This window comes from Mycobacterium sp. TY814, from assembly GCF_030755175.1.
In the GTDB taxonomy this organism is placed as follows: domain Bacteria; phylum Actinomycetota; class Actinomycetes; order Mycobacteriales; family Mycobacteriaceae; genus Mycobacterium.
Genome location: NZ_JAUFRY010000002.1, coordinates 1,598,219 through 1,619,290 on the forward strand (window position 1 = coordinate 1,598,219; position 21,072 = coordinate 1,619,290).

Sequence of the window (21,072 nt, forward strand, 5' to 3'; positions counted from 1 at the left end):
CGTTGAAAGTGTTGGCTTGTGATCGCGCTAGACGACTATTCCGTTGTTGCCCGTGAGGCCTTTGCTGCCGCCAGTACCGCCGGTGCCGCCGACGCCGCCGACGCCCACCGCGGCGTTACTGATGTTGCCCGCGTGAGCGTTGCCGCCGTTGCCGCCATTACCGCCGTTGGCGTTTGTGGCCGCACTGTTGCCGCCGAAGCCGCCGTTACCGCCGATGCCGAATCCAGTCCCGAGGGTGGACCCCAGACCGCCGTTACCACCGGCACCGCCCTGGCCTCCGCTGCCGCCTAAGCCGCCTTGGCCGCCCCTCGCAGCACTTGCGTTGCCGGCGTTGGCCACAGTGCCGACTCCACCGTTCCCGCCGTTGCCGGCGGAGGCACTGACGCTGGCGCCGCCACCCACGCCGCCAGTGCCGCCGGTGGCAGATCCCAACCCTTTGTTCGTCGCGTTCCCCGCCGCGCCACCGGCGCCGCCGAAGCCGCTGGTGGTGCCTGCCGGAGCCCCGGCTCCGCCGTTGCCGCCGGTGGCACTGCCGGTCGAGGTCGCGTTACTCACTTCGGCGTCGCCGCCAACACCGCCGGCCCCGCCGTTCCCAGTGGTTGCTGATCCTTTGTTGCCGATACCGCCGTCACCGCCGGTGGCGTTTCCAGTTCCGCTGTTCAGACCGAAGCCGCCGTTGCCCCCGGCGCCGCCGACGGCAACGCCGAGTCCACCGGTGCCGCCAGCACCGCCGGCCGCGGTGCCGGCACCCGAGTGGACCGCTTTGCCGCCGGCACCGCCCGCCCCACCGGTCCCGACGGTGGCAGCGCCGCCGGCACCACCGGTGCCGCCCTTTGCGGTGGCGGCCGAGCCGGTATTGGAAATGGTCGCCTCGCCGCCTTGGCCGCCGGTTCCGCCGCTGGTGGTAGCGGCATTGCCGGTGCCGCCCACGCCGCCGGTGCCACCGGTGACGCTTCCGAGACCGGTCGTCATTGCCGCACCGCCGGAACCGCCTTTGCCGCCGGTGATGCCGGTACCACCGGTTCCGCCGTTGCCGCCGGCCGCGGTTCCCGTTGAGCCATTGTTGGAAATGCTCGCCTTTCCGCCGTCGCCGCCGGCTCCGCCCGTGGGGCCGGTTCCGCCGTTACCGCCGCCGCCGCCGGTGACGCTGCCCCCACCGGAGTGAGTGGCATCGCCGCCGGTACCACCGGCGCCGCCGGTGCCTGTGGTACCGCTGGCATTACCGCCGGCTCCGCCAGTGCCCCCGATGGCCGCAGTGGTGCCGCTGCTGGCGTTGGTCGACGCGCTACCACCCGCGCCGCCCTTGCCGCCGTTGATCCCGTTACCGCCGACGCCGCCGGTACCGCCCTTGGCACTGGCCGACGACGCTGCGTTGTCAATGCTCGCCGCGCCGCCTTGGCCGCCCTCCCCACCGGCCGAGGTGCCGATTCCGCCCGCACCGCCGGTGCCGGGAGTGACACTTCCAAGCCCGGAGGTGGACGCCGCGCCACCCTTGCCACCGGCTCCGCCGACCGTGCCGGTGCCGCCTGCGCCGCCTTTGCCGCCGGTTGCCGCCCCGGTCGATGTGGGGGGTCCTGAGACTTTCGCGTCGCCCCCGGCGCCGCCCGATCCACCGGTTCCACCGGTTCCCGCAGCGCCGTCACCACCGGCACCACCTGTGGCGGGACCGTTTCCACCGCCGCTGTTAACCGCCAGGCCACCACTGCCCCCGGTCCCGCCGTTAGTTCCGGTCCCCGCCGCACCACCTTTGCCGCCTGTGGCGCTGCCCGCACCGGAGTGGGAGGCTTCACCTCCGGTTCCGCCGGTGCCGCCGGTGCCGGTGGAGGCGCCGCCGCCCGCTCCGCCGGTACCGCCGATGGCCGCGGTGGTGACGCTGGCGCCGTTGGTTGATGCGTTACCACCGGCGCCGCCCTTGCCACCGCTGACACCGCTGCCACCCACCCCGCCGGTGGCGCCCTGGGCGGTCGCCGTGGAGGACGTGTTGGAAATGGTTGCCGAGCCGCCCTTGCCGCCGTTGCCGCCGGCTCCGCCGGTACCAGTGCCGCCAGCGCCGCCCGTACCAGGGTCCAGCTTCCCGGTTCCGGAAGTCGTCACCGAACCGCCGGATCCGCCATTGCCGCCGAAGGTGGCGCCCTTCCCGCCGGCTCCACCCGCCGAGCCGAAAGCGGTTGCCGCCGAGGTGCCGTTGGAGATGCTCGCCGTGCCGGCGTCGCCACCTGCCCCGCCGAAGCCGGTCGTGCCTTCGCCGCCGCCGCCGCCCATACCAGAGACGACAGGTCCGAGCCCCTTGCTCGTCGCCCCGCCGCCGGAGCCGCCCGCTCCGCCGACCAGACCGAGGGCACCCGCCCCGCCTTTGCCGCCGACGGTGGTGCCCGACGAGGCAGAGTTGGTGATGGCTGCGCTGCCGCCGTTCCCGCCCGCGCCTCCGGTCACTCCGCCGTTGCCGGCGCCGCCGTCGCCGCCGCTCGCGTTGCCGGTCCCGCTGTTGGTCGCAGAGCCGCCGTTACCGCCGGCTCCGCCGCCGGCGGGACCCACACCTCCGGTGGCTCCCTTGCCGCCGGCCGCAATGCCGGCTCCGGAGTGGGAAGCGCTGCCGCCGGCACCGCCGGTCCCGCCTGAGCCGGTGAGGGTATCGCCACCGATTCCGCCTTCACCGCCGGCTGCGGTGATGGTCGAGCTGATATTGGTGATTTGTGCGGCACCCCCGGTTCCCCCGGTGCCAGCCGGACCGGTGGTGCCGTCTCCGCCTGCACCGCCGGTGCCGGCGGAGATGCCGCCCAGGCCGGCGTTCAAGGCCAGCCCGCCGTTGCCGCCTGCCCCTCCGGCAGCCCCGTTGCCGCTGGTGGCGATAGCGGTTGAGGTGGGGCTACTGATCTGGGCACCCCCGCCGTTGCCGCCGGCGCCGCCGGTGGCTCCCCCGCTGGTGCCGTCCGCACCGGCGGCGCCGATCGCCCCACCGGTTCCGCTGTTGAGGGCGAACCCGCCGTTTCCCCCGGCCCCGCCCGCTGCGGGACCCGAACCACCCGCGGCGGCAACGCCGCCCATCGCGTTACCAGCCCCGTTGTGGACCCCGGCCCCACCGAAGCCACCGATTCCGCCGGTACCGGTGGTGGCGTTGCCGCCGATCCCTCCGGTGCCACCGGTGGACGTCGTCGTGTTGTCGTTGCTGTTGGTCTGTGCCGTACCGCCGATTCCGCCGCGGCCTCCGGAGAGGTTGTCGACGCCCTGGCCACCGGTGCCGCCGGTGCCTCCGACCACGTTGACCGTCGAGGCCGCATTGGTGATGGTGGCACCGCCACCGCCACCGCCATTGCCGCCGGTACCGGTGGTGCCGGCGCCGCCGGAGCCACCGGAGCCGGGGGTGACGTTGCCGAGCCCGCTGGAGGTTGCAGTTCCGCCGAATCCGCCGTTGCCGCCGCTGGCGCCCGTGCCGCCCCCTCCACCATCGCCAGAGGCCGCGGTGGCACTCGAGGCGTTGTTAAAGATCTCGCCGCGGCCGCCGTTGCCGCCGGACCCGCCGTTGCCGGTGGTGCCCGCGCCGCCCGCGCCGCCGTCACCGCCGGCTACATCGCCCAATCCTTTCGTCGATGCGCTTCCGCCGTCGCCGCCTCTGCCGCCCGCGGTCCCGTCGGCGCCGGCTCCCCCTGCGCCGCCGACGGCGGTAGCCGACGAGGAGGAGTTGGTGATCTCAGCTTTGCCGCCGGTTCCTCCGGCACCACCGACGGTTCCGCCGGTGCCGCCCGCGCCACCGGTGCCGGCGGCTGCATCGCCCAATCCGTCGTTGGAGGCACCACCGCCATCGCCGCCCTTGCCGCCGGTGGTCCCGCCGGCGCCGGCGCCGCCGTTTCCGCCCACGGCCGTCGCCGACGAGGCGACGTTGGTGATCTCTGCCTTGCCGCCGGCGCCGCCAGCTCCGCCGGTTCCGGTGGCACCGCCTGCGGTGCCGTCAGCGCCGGTGCCGCCGATCGCGTCACCAGTTCCACCGTTGATTGCTATGCCCCCGGTCCCGCCGGCTCCGCCTCCGACGGGACCGCTACCGCCTATTCCGGCGACGCCGCCGATGGCGGTGCCGGCTCCGTTGTGGACGCCGGCACCGCCCATGCCTCCCGTTCCGCCGGTGCCGGTGGTGGCGTCGCCGCCCGCACCGCCGGTACCTCCGGTACTGGTGGCCGCTTTGCTGCTGTTCGTTTGAGCGGTGCCGCCGGTGCCGCCGCTGCCCCCGGACAGGTTGTCGACGCCGCTACCGCCGGCACCGCCGGCGCCGCCGACCGGGTTGATGGTCGAGTCGGGGTTGTCGATAGACGCGCTGCCGCCGACCCCACCGTTTCCGCCGGCGCCGGACGTTCCGGTGCCGCCGGTGCCGCCGGTGCCGGGGTTGACATTGCCGGTTCCCAGGGTGATCGCCGTTCCGCCGCCCCCACCGTCCCCGCCGGTGGCGCCGGTGCCGCCGGCCGCACCGTTACCGGCGACCGCGGTAGCGGTGGACTCGTTGTTCGTGATGACCGCGTCACCGCCGCCGCCGCCAGTCCCGCCTGGGCCGGTGGTTCCATTGCCACCGACACCGCCCGCACCGCCCGCGACGGTTCCGGTTCCCAAAGTTGTTGCGCCACCGCCGTTACCACCGGTACCGCCGGACGTGCCGTTGCCGCCGGCCCCGCCCTTGCCGCCGGTGGCGGTCGCCGCTGACGCGACTTCTGCGTCGCCCCCGGCGCCGCCGGCTCCGCCGGTCCCGGTGGTGCCGCCGCTGGTGCCGGCGGCGCCAGCACCGCCGATGGCACCACCTGTTCCGGTGTTGAAAGCTGATCCGCCGTTGCCGCCACCCCCGCCTCCGGTCGGGCCGCTACCGCCCGCTCCGCCGACGCCGCCGATGGCGGTGCCCGCACCCGAGTGGATGCCGATGCCGCCGGAGCCTCCAGTCCCACCGACGAAGGTGAAGGCGCCACCGCCGTCTCCGCCGGCCCCTCCGGTGCCGCCGGTCGCTGTCGTCGACGCGTTACTGCTGTTGGTTTGCGCGGTGCCGCCAGTCCCACCCCGCCCCGCCGTCGGGCCGCTGTTGTCGATCCCAGTCCCGCCAGCCCCGCCCGTGCCGCCGACTGGGCTGAAGGTGGAAGCCGCGTTGGTGACGATCGCGTCGCCGCCGTTGCCGCCGATTCCTCCGCCGCCGATGAAGCTGCCACCGCCCTTGCCGCCGGTGCCGGGATTGACAGCTCCGGTTCCGCTGGTGGCTGCGGACCCTCCGGCGCCACCGTTGCCTCCTGTGAAGGCCGTGCCGCCGGCTCCGCCGGTGCCCCCGGTAGCGGTCGCGCTCGAGGTGGCGTTGGAGATTGTCGCCTTGCCACCGGCTCCCCCAGTCCCGCCAATGCCGCTGGTGCCCTGCGCGCCTTGGCCGCCGGCGCCTGACGTCACACTTCCCGTTCCCTCCGTGGTGGCGTTGCCCCCGGCCCCGCCGCTACCGCCGTTGTTGCCTAGACCGCCGGCGCCTCCGTCGGCGCCCACGGCGTTAGCTGTTGAGGCGGCATTGGTGATCGTCGCGGCACCGCCGGCACCTCCGGCACCGCCGGTGCCGCCGGAGCCCGAGCCGCCGGCCCCGCCGACGGTCGGAGCGACAGCCCCGGTGCCGGCGTTGGTTGCTGATCCGCCGGCACCGCCGGCCCCGCCGTTCATTCCGTCGCCGCCCACACCGGCCGTGCCGCCGGTAGCTGTGCCCCCGGACAGGGCGATGCCGACGGATGCGCTACCGCCGGCGCCGCCTTTGCCGCCGGTGCCTGTGAGGCCGGTACTCGTGCCATTTGCCCCGGCGCCCCCGATGGCGCTGCCGTATCCATTGTTGAACGCCGAACCGCCGTCGCCGCCATCTCCACCGCCGGCGGCACCGGTGCCACCTGCCCCACCGGCACCACCGATCGCCGTTCCGCTTCCAAAGCTCTGGGCGATTCCTCCGGCGCCACCGTTGCCGCCACGACCGGAGCCGGCGTCCCCTCCGGCACCGCCGGTGCCGCCTACCGCTGGTGCTGAACTGGTGTTGGACCCGTCGCCCCCCGCGCCGCCGGCTCCACCCGACCCGGTGCCGGCGCCGTCTCCGCCGGCCCCCCCGGCACCGCCGGTGCCGCCCAAGAAGCCACTACCGCCGCCCCAACCGCCGTCGCCACCATTGCCGTCGATCGCTGCGTTGCCGCCCGCCCCGCCGGCTCCGCCGCGTCCGTACGCCCCGCCAAAGCCGCCGTGACCGCCTTTGCCACCGGACGTGCCGGGGGCAGCCAACGGATCAGTGGCGGCGTTGTAGCCTTGACCGCCCGCACCGCCGGTGCCTCCGTTGCCGGCAATGATGGTTCCGACGGCCCCGCTCGCTCCCGGGGCGCCGCCGGGTCCGCCGGCGCCGCCACCGTTGCCGCCAATGCCGACGCCGCCAGGGTTGCCGCCGTTGCCGCCCCATCCACCCGTGGTCACCAGGGCGTTGCCCGCGCCGCCGACGCCGCCATCGCCGGGTGCCCCGGCATTGCCGCCGGCCCCGCCGGTGCCGCCGTTGCCGTTGGCTCCTGCGGCGCCGAATAGCGTCGATCCACGGCCGCCGGCCCCGCCCGTACCGCCGTTGCCGCCGTCACCGCCACTGCCGCTGTTACCGCCGTTGCCGCCGTCGACTCCCGCGTTGGTCTCATTCCAGCCGGCGCCGCCGACCCCTCCGGCGCCGCCGGCTCCGCCGATGCCTCCATTGCCGCCCGCTCCGCCGGCGCCGTAGACCAGCCCGCCGTTGCCGCCGGCGCCTCCCGCACCGGCGTGGCCACCGTTGCCGCCCGGACCGCCGGTACCGCCGGTCAGTAGTGCGGTGCCCGGGCTGCCCGGGCTCCCGATCGTGCCGGCCCCACCGGACCCGCCCACCCCGCCGGCCCCACCGTTACCGAACAACAGGGCACTACCCCCGGCCCCGCCGATACCTCCGTTGATACCTACCGTCCCGACGCCTCCCGCCCCGCCGGCACCACCATTGCCCCACAGCCAGCCTCCGCTGCCGCCCGCACCGCCGGATCCGCCGCCGATCCCGCCGGCACCGCCGGTCCCGCCCGCACCGAAGAGTCCGGCCGGTCCACCGGCGCCGCCGGTTCCGCCGGGTGCGCCAGAGCCGCCCGCGCCGCCGTTGCCCCACAGGATCCCGCCCCCCCCACCGTTCTGTCCGGTGCCTGGCGCGCCGTCGGTGCCGTTGCCGATCAGCGGGCGCCCCAACAGCAGGTTGGTGGGTGCGTTGATGAGCGCTAATACCTGCTCTTCGAGGATCTGCAACGGCGAAGCGTTGACCGCTTCGGCCAGGGCATACGAGCTCCCGGCCCGGGTCAGCGCGCTGACGAACTCGTTCTGGAACGCGGCAGCCTGCTTATTGAGCACCTGATAGGCCTGGCCATGGCTGGAAAAGAGCGACGCTATGGCCGCCGACACCTCATCGCCCGCGGCGGCCAAAACTCCGGTCGTTGGTGCCGCGGCGGCAACACTCGCCGCCCGTAACGACGAGCCGATACCCGCCACATCCGCTGCCGCCGTAGCTAATACGTCTGGTGTTGCCATTACGTACGACACTGAGATGCTCCCGCCTATTGGATTTGCGGTGATGGCAAGAAATGCAGATGCGCTTCAGTATTCCGAAGCGGACCGTGATTAGTAAGTCTTTCGGCGCGATACGGCGAGCCGAAGAACCGATTGGACCGTCGTGCACGGAATTATCTGAATTTCAACGGAATTCGATGAGTGGTGGTCGCAGTCGATGGCACCGACGTGAGCGGTGATCTCTCCGCCCCTTGATCGCTGCGGAGATCGCAGAAACAATCCGAAGAATGAATTCAAATGCCATCGTCGGTGCGCCAGTAAGGGCTGAAATTACAGGCAGTGAATGGTGCCCACGTATGCATAGCGTGAGCGCAAGTGCAGCAACAGAAATGTGAAACGTGAGTAATGCTTACGGACAATGTCTTACATTGCAGAACCCCATTCTGGATTACCGCGGGGTGTGGCAGTTGTTGGCATTTGGTCAGAGGACCCGCGGCTTCCTCACCGCTTAAGTGACCAGTCAGACGATCGATCCTCCGATACCGTCTGCGCCGGGCAAACCACCGCCCGGACCGCCCAACCCGCCGAAACCGCCGTTCCCAGGGCTGGCGTTGCCCAGCGTCGCCGCGTGGGCATTGCCGCCCGTGCCGCCGTCACCGCCGTTGACCCCGGTCCCGGAACTGTCTCCGCCGTCACCGCCCTTGCCGCCGACGCCGGTGCCCCCACCGTCAGTAGAACCTGTGCCGCCGTCGCCACCCGATCCACCGGCGCTGCCGTTGCCACCGGCACCACCGTTACCGCCGGTGGCGACTCCGAGCCCTCCGGGGCCGGCGATGGTTGCATTAGCACCGATGCCACCAGCACCGCCGGCACCCGTAGTGCCGGTTCCGCCCGCACCCCCGCTTCCGCCGGTCACGTTGCCGGTTCCGGAGGTTCCGCCGGAACCGCCGCCACCCCCTTTACCTCCACTGACGCCGTTGCCGCCGGCGCCACCATTGCCGGCGTTAACGGAGCCGCTCGATGCCGGAGCGGAGATGGATGCCAGGCCGCCGTTACCGCCATCGCCGCCGGTGCCGGTGGTGCCGTCTCCACCCGCGCCGCCGGCACCGGAGCTGACATTCCCGGTTCCGCTGTTCAGTGAGTTGCCACCCTTTCCTCCGTTCCCGCCCGCGCCGCCGTTACCGCCGGCGCCCCCGGCTCCGCCGGTGGCGGACCCCGTGCCGGTGGCGCTGGCGCTACCGCCGGCGCCGCCCTTGCCGCCGAGGCCGGTGGTGCCGTTGCCGCCGTCGCCGCCGGCCCCCGCCGTGGCGTTGCCCGTTGCGAGGGCGTTGTTGATGGTGGCGCTGCCGCCTATTCCCGCGGCTGCGCCGGAGACGCCCCCACCACCGTCGCCGCCTCCACCGCCGGTGGCAGATCCCGTGCCAGTGGTGCTTGCCCCTCCTCCGGCTCCACCCGCCCCGCCGGTGCCGGTAGTGCCGTTGCCGCCATTGCCGCCGGCGCCGCCGGTCGTTGATCCGGCGCCGGCGTTGGACGCTGATCCGCCCTTGCCGCCGTCGCCGCCGATGGTTCCGCCTCCGCCGGCTCCGCCGTTGCCGCCAGTTGCAGTACCAGCAGCGAAGCCGTTGACGACCTGGGCGGCGCCTCCATCACCTCCCTGCCCGCCCACGCCGGTGCCGCTCACTCCGCCGTCCGCGCCCACACCACCAATAGCGTTGCCGGAGCCATTATTCAAAGCGTTTCCGCCGGTCCCGCCGCGTCCGGCGCCGACTGGGCCGCTGCCGCCGATGCCACCTTCGCCGCCAAGGGCGGTGCCAGTCGAGTTGCTAGTGCCCGTCCCGCCGAAGCCGCCGCTACCGCCCGTGCCGGTGGTGGCGCTACCGCCTGCGCCACCTTTACCGCCGACGGCTGACGCTGTGACGAGGACGCTGCCACTATTGGACACCCCGTTGCCGCCAGCGCCGCCACGCCCTTGCGAGATGCCGGCGTTATCGACACCGTCGCCACCAGTCCCGCCGGCGCCGCCAACAGCGCTGAACGTTGACAAGACATGCGTGATCGTCGCGTCGCCGCCGGCGCCGCCGTTGCCGCCGGCGCCGGTAGTTCCTTTACCGCCTGAACCACCCGTGCCCGCGGTGACGTTCCCGGTACCGTTCGTGCTCACAGCACCGCCGCCACCCCCAAAACCTCCTTTTGCTCCGTCGCCGCCGTCGCCGCCGTTTCCTGCGATGGCTTTGGCGCCCGATGAAACGTTGTTGACAGCGGCGGTGCCGCCCGCTCCGCCCGCACCGCCGGCGCCAGTGGCGCCCGTACCCCCCGCTCCGCCCGTGCCACCGGTGACGTTCCCCACCCCGCTTGTGGTTGCCGAGCCGCCGAGTCCTCCCACGCCTCCGGTGTTGCCACCGCCACCGGCACCACCGTTGCCTGCGGTGGCAGTAGCTACAGACGACGCGTTGCCCACCGTTGCGGCACCGCCATTGCCCCCGTTCCCGCCGGCCGCGGTCGCGCTGTCGCCTCCGGCGGCACCGGCGCCGCCGGTGACGGTTCCCGTGCCTGCGGTTGAGGCGTTGCCACCACCGCCGCCGACACCGCCGGCCATGGAACCTTTTCCACCCAGGCCACCGTTGCCCCCGGCGGTGGGGGCAACCGAGACGATGCTGCTGGTCGCCGCGTTGCCGCCGCGGCCGCCGTTTCCACCGAGTCCCGCTGAGCCATCGCCGCCCACGCCACCTGCGCCGCCGGTGGCGCTGCCCACACCATTTGTGGAGGCCCCACCGGCGTCGCCTGCGGCCCCGCCCACCGCCCCGTTACCGCCTGCTCCGCCATTGCCGCCGACTGCTTTGCCGGTGGCAATCGCATTGCTGATGGTTGCCTCACCGCCTCGCCCGCCACCACCGCCGCTTGTCACCCCGACGGCTCCATTACCTCCGCGACCGGCGTCGGCGGAGCCAACACCGGCATTGGTTGCGAGGCCGCCCTTACCCCCGTTTCCGCCGGCACCAGCAGTGCCGTTTCCTCCATCGCCGCCGGCACCCCCGGTGGCATTGCCGGTGGCGGTGGCGCCCGAAATACCCGCTGCGCCACCGGCGCGGCCAGCTCCGCCGGTAGCACCGTCGCCCCCGGCCCCGCCCGCGCCACCGGTCGCCGAGCTTCCGCCACTTGCGTCACCGCCGGCACCACCGGCGCCGCCGAAGCCGGTGGTGCCGGTACCCCCGGCGCCGCCTGCGCCACCAAAGATCGATCCCATTGCGGCACCAGAGGACGTTGAGCCGCCTTTGCCGCCTTCTCCGCCTGTGGTGCCGTTTCCACCGGCACCACCCGCCCCGGCCTTCGCATCACCGGTTGGGGTTGTGCCGTTGTGATTCGCGTCGCCGCCTCTCCCGCCATCTCCACCGATGCCGGTGCTGCCACCGCTTCCACCAGACCCCCCAGCGCCGCCGGTAAGTTCCGCGCTGGAGTCCTGCGAGGTGGCATTGCCCCCATTTCCGCCGAAGCCGCCGCCGCCGGGGCCGTCGCCTGCGTTTCCGCCTGCTCCGCCCGCAATTTTGCCGGATCCTCCGACACTCACAATTGCGCTTCCGCCTTGTCCGCCGTTTCCGCCCGTCGCGCCGTTTCCACCTGCGCCGGCCTGACCGCCCTGCACGGTGCCCGATGAGGTCGCGTTATTCATGCCGGCAGACCCGCCGGAGCCACCTCTGCCGCCTTTCCCGGAAGTCCCGCCGCTACCGCCGTCCGCTCCGGCACCGCCGATCGAATCGCCAAAGCCGACATTGGTATTAACAAGCCCACCGTCCCCGCCAGCGCCGCCCCCCGCGCCGCCACTGCCACCGACCCCGCCACGACCGCCGGTAGCCGTACCCGAAGCGGCCGCGTTGTAGATGTTCGCTTCACCACCTCTCCCACCATTTCCCCCCGTACCGGTACTGCCGCCGCTGGTGCCAGCGGCACCCGCGCCTCCGGTGGCACCGCCAGTTCCGTTATTGAACGCCGCACCACCGTCCCCACCGTCACCACCGCCCGTGGGCCCGACGCCGCCAGCCCCACCGTCCCCTCCAATGGCACTCCCTGTCCCAGCGTCGGTCGCAGCACCGCCGGCGCCGCCGTTTCCGCCGCGACCGGAGCCGGAGTTGCCGCCCTTACCGCCCGCGCCGGCGACGGCATCGCCCGGTCCTGCGTTCTGGCCGGCCCCGCCGGTGCCACCGTTACCGCCCGCGCCGGTGCCCAGGGCGTTTCCACCGTCGCCGCCCGTGCCGCCGCTGCCTGCGTTGAGGCCGCCTTTTCCGCCGGCGCCACCGTTTCCCCCGGCACCTGCGCCCAGCGCGGAGTTGCCGCCAGCGCCGCCGTTACCACCGTTCCCGTAACTGCCGCCGTTTCCGCCCGCCCCGCCTTTGCCGCCGGGTGTGCCTGATGCAGCGCTCGTGGCGTCGTACCCGTGGCCGCCCGTACCCCCGTTACCGCCGTTACCAGGAATAATGGAGCCCGCGATTCCGCTCCCGCCCGACGTTGCACCAGGGCCGCCCGCGGCGCCGCCGCTGCCGCCGAGGCCGACAGTGCCTGGATCTCCGCCGTTATCGCCGGTGCCGCCGACGGTGCTGGCATCGCCGACGCCACCCGTGCCGCCATTTCCGGGTGCCCCCGCATTGCCGCCGACACCACCGGCCCCGCCGTTGCCGAATGCACCGGCCGAGCCGAATAGCGCCGATCCACGCCCACCGGCGCCACCCATTCCGCCGCTGCCGCCGTTGCCGCCCGCGCCGCTGTTCCCGCCATCCCCGCCAGTGGCGCCTACCGTGTTGGCGTCAAATCCGGCACCACCAACTCCACCTACGCCACCGACGCCGCCGACGCCGCCTTGTCCACCGGCTCCGCCCGAGCCGTACAGCAGGCCGCCGTTGCCGCCGGTCCCGCCCATACCGGCCGTACCTCCGTTGCCCCCCGGACCGCCGATTCCGCCTGCCACCATGGCGGTGCCGGGGGTACCGGCCGTGCCAACAGCGCCCGCCCCGCCGGACCCGCCGGTGCCGCCGGCCCCGCCGCTGCCGAACAGCAGTGCGCTGCCGCCCAGACCACCGGTGCCGCCACTGCCTCCGATGGCGCCGACGCCGCCGGATCCGCCGGCGCCGCCGTTGCCCCACAGCCAGCCGCCGGTGCCGCCCGCACCGCCTGACCCGCCGCCGACACCACCCGCGCCACCGACTCCGCCATTGCCGAATAGGCCCGCGGCACCCCCGGCTCCGCCCGGCCCACCGGGTGCGCCGGAGCCGCCGGCGCCGCCGTTGCCCCACAGGATGCCGCCGCCACCGCCGTTTTGGCCCGTCCCTGGTGCGCCGTTGGTGCCGTCACCGATCAGCGGACGCCCCAACAGCAGATTGGTGGGTGCGTTGATCACGCCGAGCACGGCGTCTTCGATGAGTCCGAGGGGGGATGTGCTCGCCGCCTCCGCCGCGGAGTACGCAGTCCCGGCGTTGTTCAACGCCTGGACGAACTGCAATTGAAACGCGGTCGCGCGGGCACTGAGCGCCTGATAGTCCGCACCGTGACGAGTGAAGAGTGCCGCGATCGCCGCCGACACTTCATCCCCGGCCGCAGCCAGCACTCCGGTCGTCGACGCCGCCGCCGCGGCATTGGCCGCGGTCACCGAGGAACCGATTCCCGCCGCCTGCGATGCCGCCGCTGCCAACAATTCTGGTGCTGCAATCACAAACGACATCAGGGGACTCCCAACGGATACCTAGGGAAAGGAAGGTAGCCATTAGTATCACGCGTACAAGCCGAAAACGCGGTACATTCAGGTAAAGTTCGGCTGCGTCAGCGAGCAAGGCGACATCCCGGATAGTGCGAAGCCTGAGCACTGGCGATTCGTGGGTATCGCCGCGACCAGATGCAATATCGACCGTATCGCGACAGTATCTCAAAGCTGTTGTAGGGCAGGGTATTTGCCGAGTCGGGTTCACATGATGCGCTGGGCCTGGGATCCCCTGACGGCGATATTCGAGAGGCGCATCGGAATCCGCAGCCGATTCAGAACCGCGTTCTAAAAGCCTGGGCGTCAGCAGAATATTTGGTAACGCCGGTTAATTGTCACGCGCCAAATGAATTCATAATCCAGACACTCGAATTTCGGTGCTTTCGAGGTCAACGGGCCGATAAAGCATAATTAGTCCACACCTGATTCACATATACGCCAGCGGAACTGGAGAATGCAGTGTAGAAAATCTATTGCCGCAGGCAGAGCATGCGAGTCGTCATCAGCGCACGCAGGGGCGACGCCTGCCGCGCCGCCGGGTTCGTTGTGGCAGCCGGCGACCGTTGACGACGTCCGCGAGCTATGCGGTCGTCGGCGCGCCCACCGTCACGACGCCATCGACCAGCAAAGTCAATTCAGCCGGGCTGCCCGGGCTGCCCGGGACGCCCCGGCTCCCCAGGCTGACCCGGCTCGCCCGGCTGACCCGGCTGCCCCGGCTGACCGGGCTGGCCCGGCTGACCGGGCTCACCACCGCGGCCGGGTTCACCGCCGGCGCCTCCGGCTCCACCGGGCCCACCGGCGCCCCCGGGGCCTCCGTCGCCACCGCGACCACCGTCACCACCCCGCCCGCCGGCACCACCCCGGCCGCCCGCACCACCGGCACCGCCGGCACCACCGCGGCCGCCCGCACCACCAGCACCGCCTAGACCGCCGTCGCCACCGCGCGCGACATCTTCTGCCGGATCAGTCATGAGACTCGCACCAGCATGTGTGCAGACGACCTGGACATCCTGCGGCCTCCTGAGGCTTGACCCAATGTGATCGGGTTCACGCTACGCCCACCGGCCACGGGCTGGGCATTCCGGGCTGGGGTGGCCATCAGAACGATGGAGGGTCGCCACCCCGGCCTAGCCGTCGGAAAGGTACCGCTCGACGGATTGCACCTTCTGCGTCATCGCGTCGGTCACTCCGGAACGCATGTCCGCCTTGATCACGGTGCTGACCCGGGGCGCCCGCGCGGCCACCGCCTCCACCGCGAGTTGCACCACGGCCATCACTTCCGCCCAGCTGTCGCCTTCGATCACGGTGAACATCGAATCCGTCTTATTGGGTAAGCCCGACTCGCGGACCACCCGGACCGCCTCGGCGACGATCTCGCCGACGGCCTCCCCCACGCCCATCGGAGTGACCGAAAACGCAACCAGCACAGACACCTCACGAGCCTCGCACACGGACGAGCATGGCAGCATCAGGGGCCATGCGGGTTCTGGTGCAACGGGTCTCCTCGGCAGCGGTGGTGGTGGACGACCGGGTGGTCGGCGCCATCCGCCCGCCGGGCCAGGGTCTGCTGGCCTTCGTCGGCGTCACCCACGACGACGGACCTGAACAGGCTCGGCGGTTGGCCGAAAAGCTCTGGACGCTAAGGATTCTCGACGACGAGAAGTCCGCCTCCGATGTCGGAGCCCCGATTCTGGTGGTCAGCCAGTTCACCCTGTACGCCAACACCGCCAAGGGCCGTCGCCCGTCCTGGAACGCGGCAGCGCCCGGCGCGGTCGCCGAACCGCTCGTCGCCGCGTTCGCCGACGCGCTCCGCACACTGGGCGCTCACGTCGAGACGGGAACCTTCGGCGCGCACATGCAGGTCGAGCTGACCAACGACGGGCCGGTGACCGTGTTGCTGGAACTCTGAGGGGTACGTTCGCTGTATGACGACACCTGAATTCGGATCCCTCCGTTCGGAGGACGACCAGTGGGACATTGTCAGCGGTGTCGGCTACACCGCCCTGCTCGTGGCGGGTTGGCGCGCGGTACATGCGTTGAGCGCCCGGCCACTCGCGCGTGACGACTATGCACAGCACTTCATCACCGCGACTGGAGACCCTTACCTCACCGGGCTGCTCGACAATCCCGGCACCTCGGAGGACGAGACCACCTTCCCGCGCCTGTACGGCGTGCAAACCCGATTCTTCGACGACTTCTTTACCAACGCCGGTGAAACGGGCATCGAGCAGGCGGTGATCGTTGCAGCCGGCCTCGACACTCGGGCGTATCGCCTCGATTGGCCCACCGGGACAACGGTTTTCGAAGTCGATTTGCCAAAGGTCCTGGCATTCAAGTCACGGGTGCTCGACGAACTCGGTGCGCAGCCCAGGGCGCGCCGGGTCGAGGTCGCGGCGGATCTGCGCACCGACTGGACCGCTGAACTCGTCAAAGCCGGCTTCGACCCCGGGGTCCCGACCGCCTGGTCGGTGGAGGGACTGCTGCCCTATCTGACTGGCGACGCCCAGGAGGCCCTGTTCGCCCGCATCCACGAACACAGCGCGTCCGACAGCCGGATTGCGACCGGTGCATTGGGCTCTCGCCTGGACCACGACCAGCTCGCGGAACTGGAACAGGCGCACCCCGGCGTCAACATGTCCGGCGACGTCGACTTCTCCGCGCTCACCTACGACAACCCGGCGGATCCGGCGCAGTGGCTCCGGGACCACGGGTGGTCTGTCGAGCCGGTCCGGAACACGCTGAACCTGCAGGCCGGATACGGGATGACCCCGCCCGCCGTGGACGTGAAGATCGACAGCTTCATGCGCTCGCAGTACGTGTCGGCCACCCGTTGAGCGGTTACGACGCGGCGACGTGATGTCGGTAGTAGCGGCGACCGTGCACCCGCTGGTAATGCCACACCACCGCCGGCAGCGCGCCCCGCGGGTGCAACCAGAACCGTTCAGGGACAACAGAACTCGGCGAAACTCGGCCTACCGACACGTCAGCCACGACGACGCCCTCACCCTCGTCCGCAGCTGCCAGCACCCTGCCGTCGGCAGCCACGATCATGGTGCCGCCCTCGAAGCGGCCCGAGTAACCCAACGGCAGCCACGGCATGCGGCACCGCACGGCTCCCACGTGCGCCGCGTGCAGAACAGGAGCGCCCACGAAGCCCGCGAACGACGCCGCGGCCTCCCGCGCCGTCGCCGAATTGCGCCGTTCCATCCGGCGAAAGGCGGCGCGCGGCCACCAGTCGGGGATCGACCACCAGCCTGACCCAGTCATCGCCAGGTCAATCCGGCCCCGCAGGCGACGCGCGGTCTCGGTGCGCATCAATTCCCAGCACACCGCCGCGCCCACTGTCAGATCACCGACCTCGATGACCCCGTCGTCGTGGCCGCCTACGTAGAAGGCGTTCTCCCACATGGTCGGAAGGTCCTTGTCATGCCGCCCGACAACGCCCTGCGGGGTGACAACCAGATACGCATTTCGCACGTCTCCGTCGGTGTCCCGGATCAGCAATGAGCCGCCGATCATCACCTCGTGCCGGGCCGCCAGAGCCAGCAGCAGTTCAGTGGCTTTTCCGTCGGCCGGCAGCGCCGCATCCGCCAACTCGGGCCAGAACCCGACGCCGGTGGTGAAGAACTCCGGCAACGCGATGGTCTGCGCGCCGGCGTCGACGGCCTGCTCGACCAGACGTTCAACGGTGGCCAGATTGGCGTCGACGTCGGCCGGCACCGCCTCGAGTTGGATTGCGGCACAGCGCATAGACGCCATGCTGCCACACTAAGGCGTCAACAGGACCTTGACGTCGTCGCCGGAACGCGTCGCGGCGGTCGCGTAGCCCTTGGGGGCCTCATCGAGCGGCAGCGTCGTGGTGAAAATGCCGTCGACGGCTAACCGGCCGGACTGGAGCAGCGGGATCAGCTCCGGCCAGGTGCGCTGCACCGGTGCGGTGGTCCAGCGCACCGTGATGCTGCGGATCAGGCACGCCAGAGCCGGGAACGGAAAAGGCTGCAGATTATGCACACCGACCACCGAGACGGTGCCACCCGGCCGTACCGCGTAGAGGGCGTCGGTCAGGGACGCGTCCGTCGCGACGGCATCGATCACCGAGTCAGCACCCCGTCCGCCGGTGGCTGCCAGGATCGACTCCACTGTCGACGACGGCACCGGTGTGGCGCCCCAGTCAACCGCGCGCTGCAACCGTCCCTCGACCCGATCGACGGCGAAAACCGTTGCTGCCCCTTGAGCGAACGCACTGCGCAGCGCACAGAGACCGACCGCGCCAAGCCCGATCACCGCCACTGTGCCACCGAGTGGGATGTCGGCCCGCTGGGCCGCCGCCCAGCCAGTGGCCAGGTTATCGGTGAGCAGCAGTGCCTGTTCGGTACTGATGCCCTCGGGAATTCTGCGCACCTGGAAGTCGGCGGCGTGCACGGCGAGCAGATCGGCCTGAGCCCCGGGAAGCGCTCCGCCGCCGAAGATCTGCAGACCTGAGTGGCACATCACCGGGTCGTTGGTGGCACACCCCGGGCACGCACCGCACCCGGCCACCGAGGACACCATCACCTCGTCGCCGACCTTGACGGATCGCACGTCCGCGCCGGCCTCGACGACGGTGCCGATGGCTTCGTGACCCAGGGGTACGGGTTCGGCCAGCGGGTAATCGCCCTCATAGAAGTGCAGGTCGGATCCGCAGATGCCGGCAGCGCGCACCGCGACGATCACGCCGTCCGGTCCGGTGAGTGCGGGATCGGGTCGGGTGTCCACCCGGATGGCGCCGGGCCCATCGATGACTACCGTGCGCATGGCCTCACTTCTCCTGTCGCAGAACGAAATCCGACCACTCCGGTTCGCGCACCGCGGCCCAGTATTCGTTGAGCCGCCACGGGCTGACCGTGTGAATCTCGCCGTTGGCATTCTTGAAGTAAGAATGTTTGACGGCCGGGTGCGACCACACCATCTGCTTGATCTCGGCTTGGGTCCGCTGATGCCATCGCTCGGCGGCCTCGGCGGTGGGCTCCATCGCGACGATGTGTTCCTCGGCCATGTGCTGCAGACACAGGTTGACGTAGCGCATCTGCAATTCGGACTGGAAGATCAGGCTGCCACCGTGTGCGAGGTGTGTGCCCGGTCCGTAGATCAGGAACAGGTTGGGGAATCCGGGCACGGTAATGCCCAGGTGCGCGAACGGCCGGCTCCCCCACAGCTCGTGCAGGTCAATTCCGTTGCGGCCATTGATCTTCAGCGGCCATAGCACGTCGGTGTGCCGGAAACCGGTGGCGTAGACGATGATGTCGACGCCGTGGGTGACCCCGTCGTCGGTAACGATGCCGCCCGGCGTGATCCGCTCGATCGGTGTCCGCACCAACTCGACGTTGTCGCGCTGCAGGGTTTTCAGCCAACTACCGTTGTCCTGCAGCGTGCGCTTGCCGGTGGCCGGGTAGTCCGGCAGCACTTTGGTCAACAGTTCAGAGCCCTCGTCCACCTGGCTGGTGATCCACTGGCTGAACATCATTCGGGCGGCCGCGTTGATGTCGCTCACCGCATAGTCCTGGTCGGCGTAATTCGGGTCCCCGCGCGCCGCGTCCAAGCCTTTGTCGGCACCCGGCCAGAGCAGCAGGAACCGGTACCAGCGGCCGTAATACGGCAGGTGCCGCATCGCCCAGCGCACGCCGTCACCCACTTCGTCGTGGTACATCGGGTTGGGAAACATCCATTGGGCGGTGCGCTGGAAAACCGTGAGGTGCTTGACGGATTCGGCGATGGCGGGGGCGATCTGGAATCCGCTGGCTCCGGCGCCCACGAGGGCGACCCGTTTGCCGGCCAGGTCCACCGAGTGATCCCAGGCGGCCGAGTGGAACGACGGCCCCGCAAAGGACTCGGCGCCCTCGAACTCGGGAACATACGGCCTGTTCAACTGACCGACCGCCGTGATCACCGCTCGGGCCTGCACCGTGCTGACCGTGCCGTCCACTGCGCGTAGCGCCACCCTCCAGACCCCGGCAGCGTCGTCCCATTCGGCGCCGAGGACCTCGGTATTCCAGCGGACATTGCCGCCCAGATCGTGCTTGGCCATCACCTGGGTGAAGTAGCTCTGCAACTCGTGCTGCTCGGCGAAGAAATGGGTCCACTCGTTGTTGGGTTCGAAACTGTAACAATAGAAGTGGTTCGCGACGTCCACCCGGGCACCGGGATAGCTGTTCTCCCACCAGGTTCCGCCGGGGCCCGCGTTCTTCTCGATGATGGTGAACGGAATGTTGGCCTGCTTGAGCCGGATTCCGGCCAGAATGCCGGATTCGCCACAGCCGATCACGACGACCGGAAAATCCGACACGCTGTCGACAGGCAGTGTCGCCGGCCTGCGCGGGTCCACGCCCTCGAGGTCCATCTCCTCGCGCGCCAAGGGCAGATAGTCGTCGGGAACGTGTTCGCACGCCGCCCAATCCATCATCTCGCGGATGAGGTCGTCGCTCAGCGGCGGCGGTTCCGGGCAGCCGCGGTCGCGGTACTCGCTGAGCACCGTCAGCGCCTCGGCCCGCGCCCGCGCCTTGTCCTCCTCGGACATGAATCCCTGTACCTCGTTGAGGAACAGGCCCATCTGCTTGAAGTCTCGGATGAACCGCGGATCGCCGGTGATATGTACCAGCGACAGCAGCAGCGTCGGGATGCTGACGTCCTCGAGCGCAGCCGCGATGTCTGCGGTGGGCGTGGTGAAGGGTTCCCCGGCGTACCGGCTGCGCATCGCGAGCGATCCTTTCGACGGAATGCAATTACGCTACGCGTCGTTTCGTAATTGGCAGCCCTACGGTACCCGCGGTGTCGCGCCGCGGGCAAGGGCGTACCGGCCCTACTGAGCGCGGCGTGCGAGGATCTGCCGATGAAATGGCGCGACATGTCAGCGGGTCAGCCACGCCGGCGCGGCGGCCGGCTCGGTGAGACGGTCGTCAAGGTGGCACTGCTCACCGGGATCTGCGTGGGCGGCGCGGCGGCGTTGACCTCAGTCGTGCCGGCCAGCGCGTTATGGACGAGCCCGTTTGTCTGCCACCGCGGCTACGAGCTGGCCTACGCCACCGCGCGGTACACCCAGTCGTCCAAACGAACGAGCACCAGCGTGCACTTTCAATGCGTCGCCGCGGCGGACGGGTACGACGCGAATGTCGTGCTGATCGGCGCGTTGCAGACGGTGTTGGTGGCGGTGGTGCTGGGCGCTGTGCTGTTCGTTCTACGGGTGCGAGCACGGCGGGGGGACGCGACGATCGGAGAGGCGGACGTCTGATGGCACCGCTGCTGACGGCCTGCAGTGGTTTTCTGCTGGCCGTGCTGTGGATGGATCTCATCTTCGACGTGCAGACGCTCGGGCACGCCGGGCCGGAATTGCCTGAGACCGTATTGGAGTCGGTCGCGAGCTACTACCGCCGCGCCACCACCACCTCCCAACCGATGAGCCGGTTGATCGCCGTCGTGATGGTGATCTTGTTGGGCTCGCTGGTATTTCAGGCCGCAAACGGCCGCGACCCGGTATGGGTGTTGGTGACGTCGGGGGCCACCGCAGGCATTCCGGTGACCCTGGCTCTGATGCGCACCGTCCCGAACGCGATCCGGTTGGGCAGTCGTGTCGACCCGCCGGACGAGCAGAGCCGCCTCGCCCGTGCGGTGTGCCGCGATCACCTCATCTGCTTCGCCTGCATGCTCGGCTTTCTGGCGCTGTGGGTGGCCCGCGGCCTGCTGATCTGAAGGGGCCTAGTCCCTACAAACGGGACCTGGCTGGTCTCGTCGGCGATATTCGTATTAAACTAGAACACGTTTCA

Annotated in this window: 11 protein-coding genes; 5 read left to right on the forward strand and 6 right to left on the reverse strand. The window is 70.8% G+C overall.

Features of this window, described 5'->3' with window-relative positions:
* Positions 1–27: 27 nt before the first annotated feature.
* Positions 28–7,554, reverse strand: a complete 7,527-nt coding sequence (locus QXH22_RS20710; protein ID WP_306276814.1) for a PE family protein — start codon at positions 7,552–7,554, stop codon at positions 28–30.
* Positions 7,555–8,053: 499 nt separating this feature from the next.
* On the reverse strand, positions 8,054–13,240 hold the full coding sequence (locus QXH22_RS20715; RefSeq protein WP_306276815.1) for a PE family protein: 5,187 nt from the start codon (positions 13,238–13,240) through the stop codon (positions 8,054–8,056).
* Between the two features lie 599 nt (positions 13,241–13,839).
* Here QXH22_RS20715 and QXH22_RS20720 point away from each other — a divergent pair.
* Positions 13,840–14,202, forward strand: coding sequence for a hypothetical protein (locus tag QXH22_RS20720; RefSeq protein WP_306276816.1), 363 nt, complete (start codon positions 13,840–13,842; stop codon positions 14,200–14,202).
* 201 nt (positions 14,203–14,403) lie between these two features.
* On the opposite strand, the gene QXH22_RS20725 is transcribed toward QXH22_RS20720, so the two are convergent.
* On the reverse strand, positions 14,404–14,709 hold the full coding sequence (locus QXH22_RS20725) for an MTH1187 family thiamine-binding protein (RefSeq protein WP_306276817.1): 306 nt from the start codon (positions 14,707–14,709) through the stop codon (positions 14,404–14,406).
* A 44-nt stretch (positions 14,710–14,753) separates the two neighbouring features.
* On the opposite strand from QXH22_RS20725, the gene dtd reads away from it, so the two are divergent.
* On the forward strand, positions 14,754–15,185 hold the full coding sequence (gene dtd, locus QXH22_RS20730) for a D-aminoacyl-tRNA deacylase (RefSeq protein WP_306240389.1): 432 nt from the start codon (positions 14,754–14,756) through the stop codon (positions 15,183–15,185).
* A 16-nt stretch (positions 15,186–15,201) separates the two neighbouring features.
* Positions 15,202–16,110 (forward strand): class I SAM-dependent methyltransferase, encoded by a 909-nt coding sequence (locus QXH22_RS20735; RefSeq protein ID WP_306276818.1) that lies wholly within the window; start codon positions 15,202–15,204, stop codon positions 16,108–16,110.
* A gap of 4 nt (positions 16,111–16,114) precedes the next feature.
* On the opposite strand, the gene QXH22_RS20740 is transcribed toward QXH22_RS20735, so the two are convergent.
* From QXH22_RS20740 to QXH22_RS20750, 3 genes are read right to left on the reverse strand one after another with little or no spacing between them, the layout of a single operon-like run.
* A complete protein-coding gene (locus QXH22_RS20740; RefSeq protein ID WP_306276819.1) occupies positions 16,115–17,035 on the reverse strand; it encodes a carbon-nitrogen hydrolase family protein in 921 nt (306 codons plus the stop codon).
* A gap of 9 nt (positions 17,036–17,044) precedes the next feature.
* Positions 17,045–18,070, reverse strand: a complete 1,026-nt coding sequence (locus QXH22_RS20745; RefSeq protein ID WP_306276820.1) for a zinc-binding dehydrogenase — start codon at positions 18,068–18,070, stop codon at positions 17,045–17,047.
* A 4-nt stretch (positions 18,071–18,074) separates the two neighbouring features.
* Positions 18,075–20,006, reverse strand: a complete 1,932-nt coding sequence (locus QXH22_RS20750; RefSeq protein WP_306276821.1) for an NAD(P)/FAD-dependent oxidoreductase — start codon at positions 20,004–20,006, stop codon at positions 18,075–18,077.
* Between the two features lie 135 nt (positions 20,007–20,141).
* Here QXH22_RS20750 and QXH22_RS20755 point away from each other — a divergent pair, with 135 nt between their 5' ends.
* Positions 20,142–20,540: a hypothetical protein gene (locus QXH22_RS20755; RefSeq protein WP_306276822.1), complete on the forward strand. Its 399-nt coding sequence runs from the start codon at positions 20,142–20,144 to the stop codon at positions 20,538–20,540.
* On the forward strand, positions 20,540–20,998 hold the full coding sequence (locus QXH22_RS20760; protein ID WP_306276823.1) for a hypothetical protein: 459 nt from the start codon (positions 20,540–20,542) through the stop codon (positions 20,996–20,998). The genes QXH22_RS20755 and QXH22_RS20760 overlap by 1 nt, the downstream gene beginning before the upstream one ends.
* Positions 20,999–21,072: the final 74 nt, after the last annotated feature.

Excerpts from the sequence above, each read along its gene's own strand:
- dtd (WP_306240389.1), top strand. The coding sequence starts at position 14,754 with ATGCGGGTTCTGGTGCAACGGGTCTCCTCGGCAGCGGTGGTGGTGGAC.
- QXH22_RS20755 (WP_306276822.1), top strand. The coding sequence starts at position 20,142 with ATGAAATGGCGCGACATGTCAGCGGGTCAGCCACGCCGGCGCGGCGGC.
- QXH22_RS20745 (WP_306276820.1), bottom strand. The coding sequence starts at position 18,070 with ATGCGCACGGTAGTCATCGATGGGCCCGGCGCCATCCGGGTGGACACC.
- QXH22_RS20715 (WP_306276815.1), bottom strand. The coding sequence starts at position 13,240 with ATGTCGTTTGTGATTGCAGCACCAGAATTGTTGGCAGCGGCGGCATCG.
- QXH22_RS20740 (WP_306276819.1), bottom strand. The coding sequence starts at position 17,035 with ATGGCGTCTATGCGCTGTGCCGCAATCCAACTCGAGGCGGTGCCGGCC.
- QXH22_RS20750 (WP_306276821.1), bottom strand. The coding sequence starts at position 20,006 with ATGCGCAGCCGGTACGCCGGGGAACCCTTCACCACGCCCACCGCAGAC.
- QXH22_RS20735 (WP_306276818.1), top strand. The coding sequence starts at position 15,202 with ATGACGACACCTGAATTCGGATCCCTCCGTTCGGAGGACGACCAGTGG.
- QXH22_RS20760 (WP_306276823.1), top strand. The coding sequence starts at position 20,540 with ATGGCACCGCTGCTGACGGCCTGCAGTGGTTTTCTGCTGGCCGTGCTG.
- QXH22_RS20710 (WP_306276814.1), bottom strand. The coding sequence starts at position 7,554 with ATGGCAACACCAGACGTATTAGCTACGGCGGCAGCGGATGTGGCGGGT.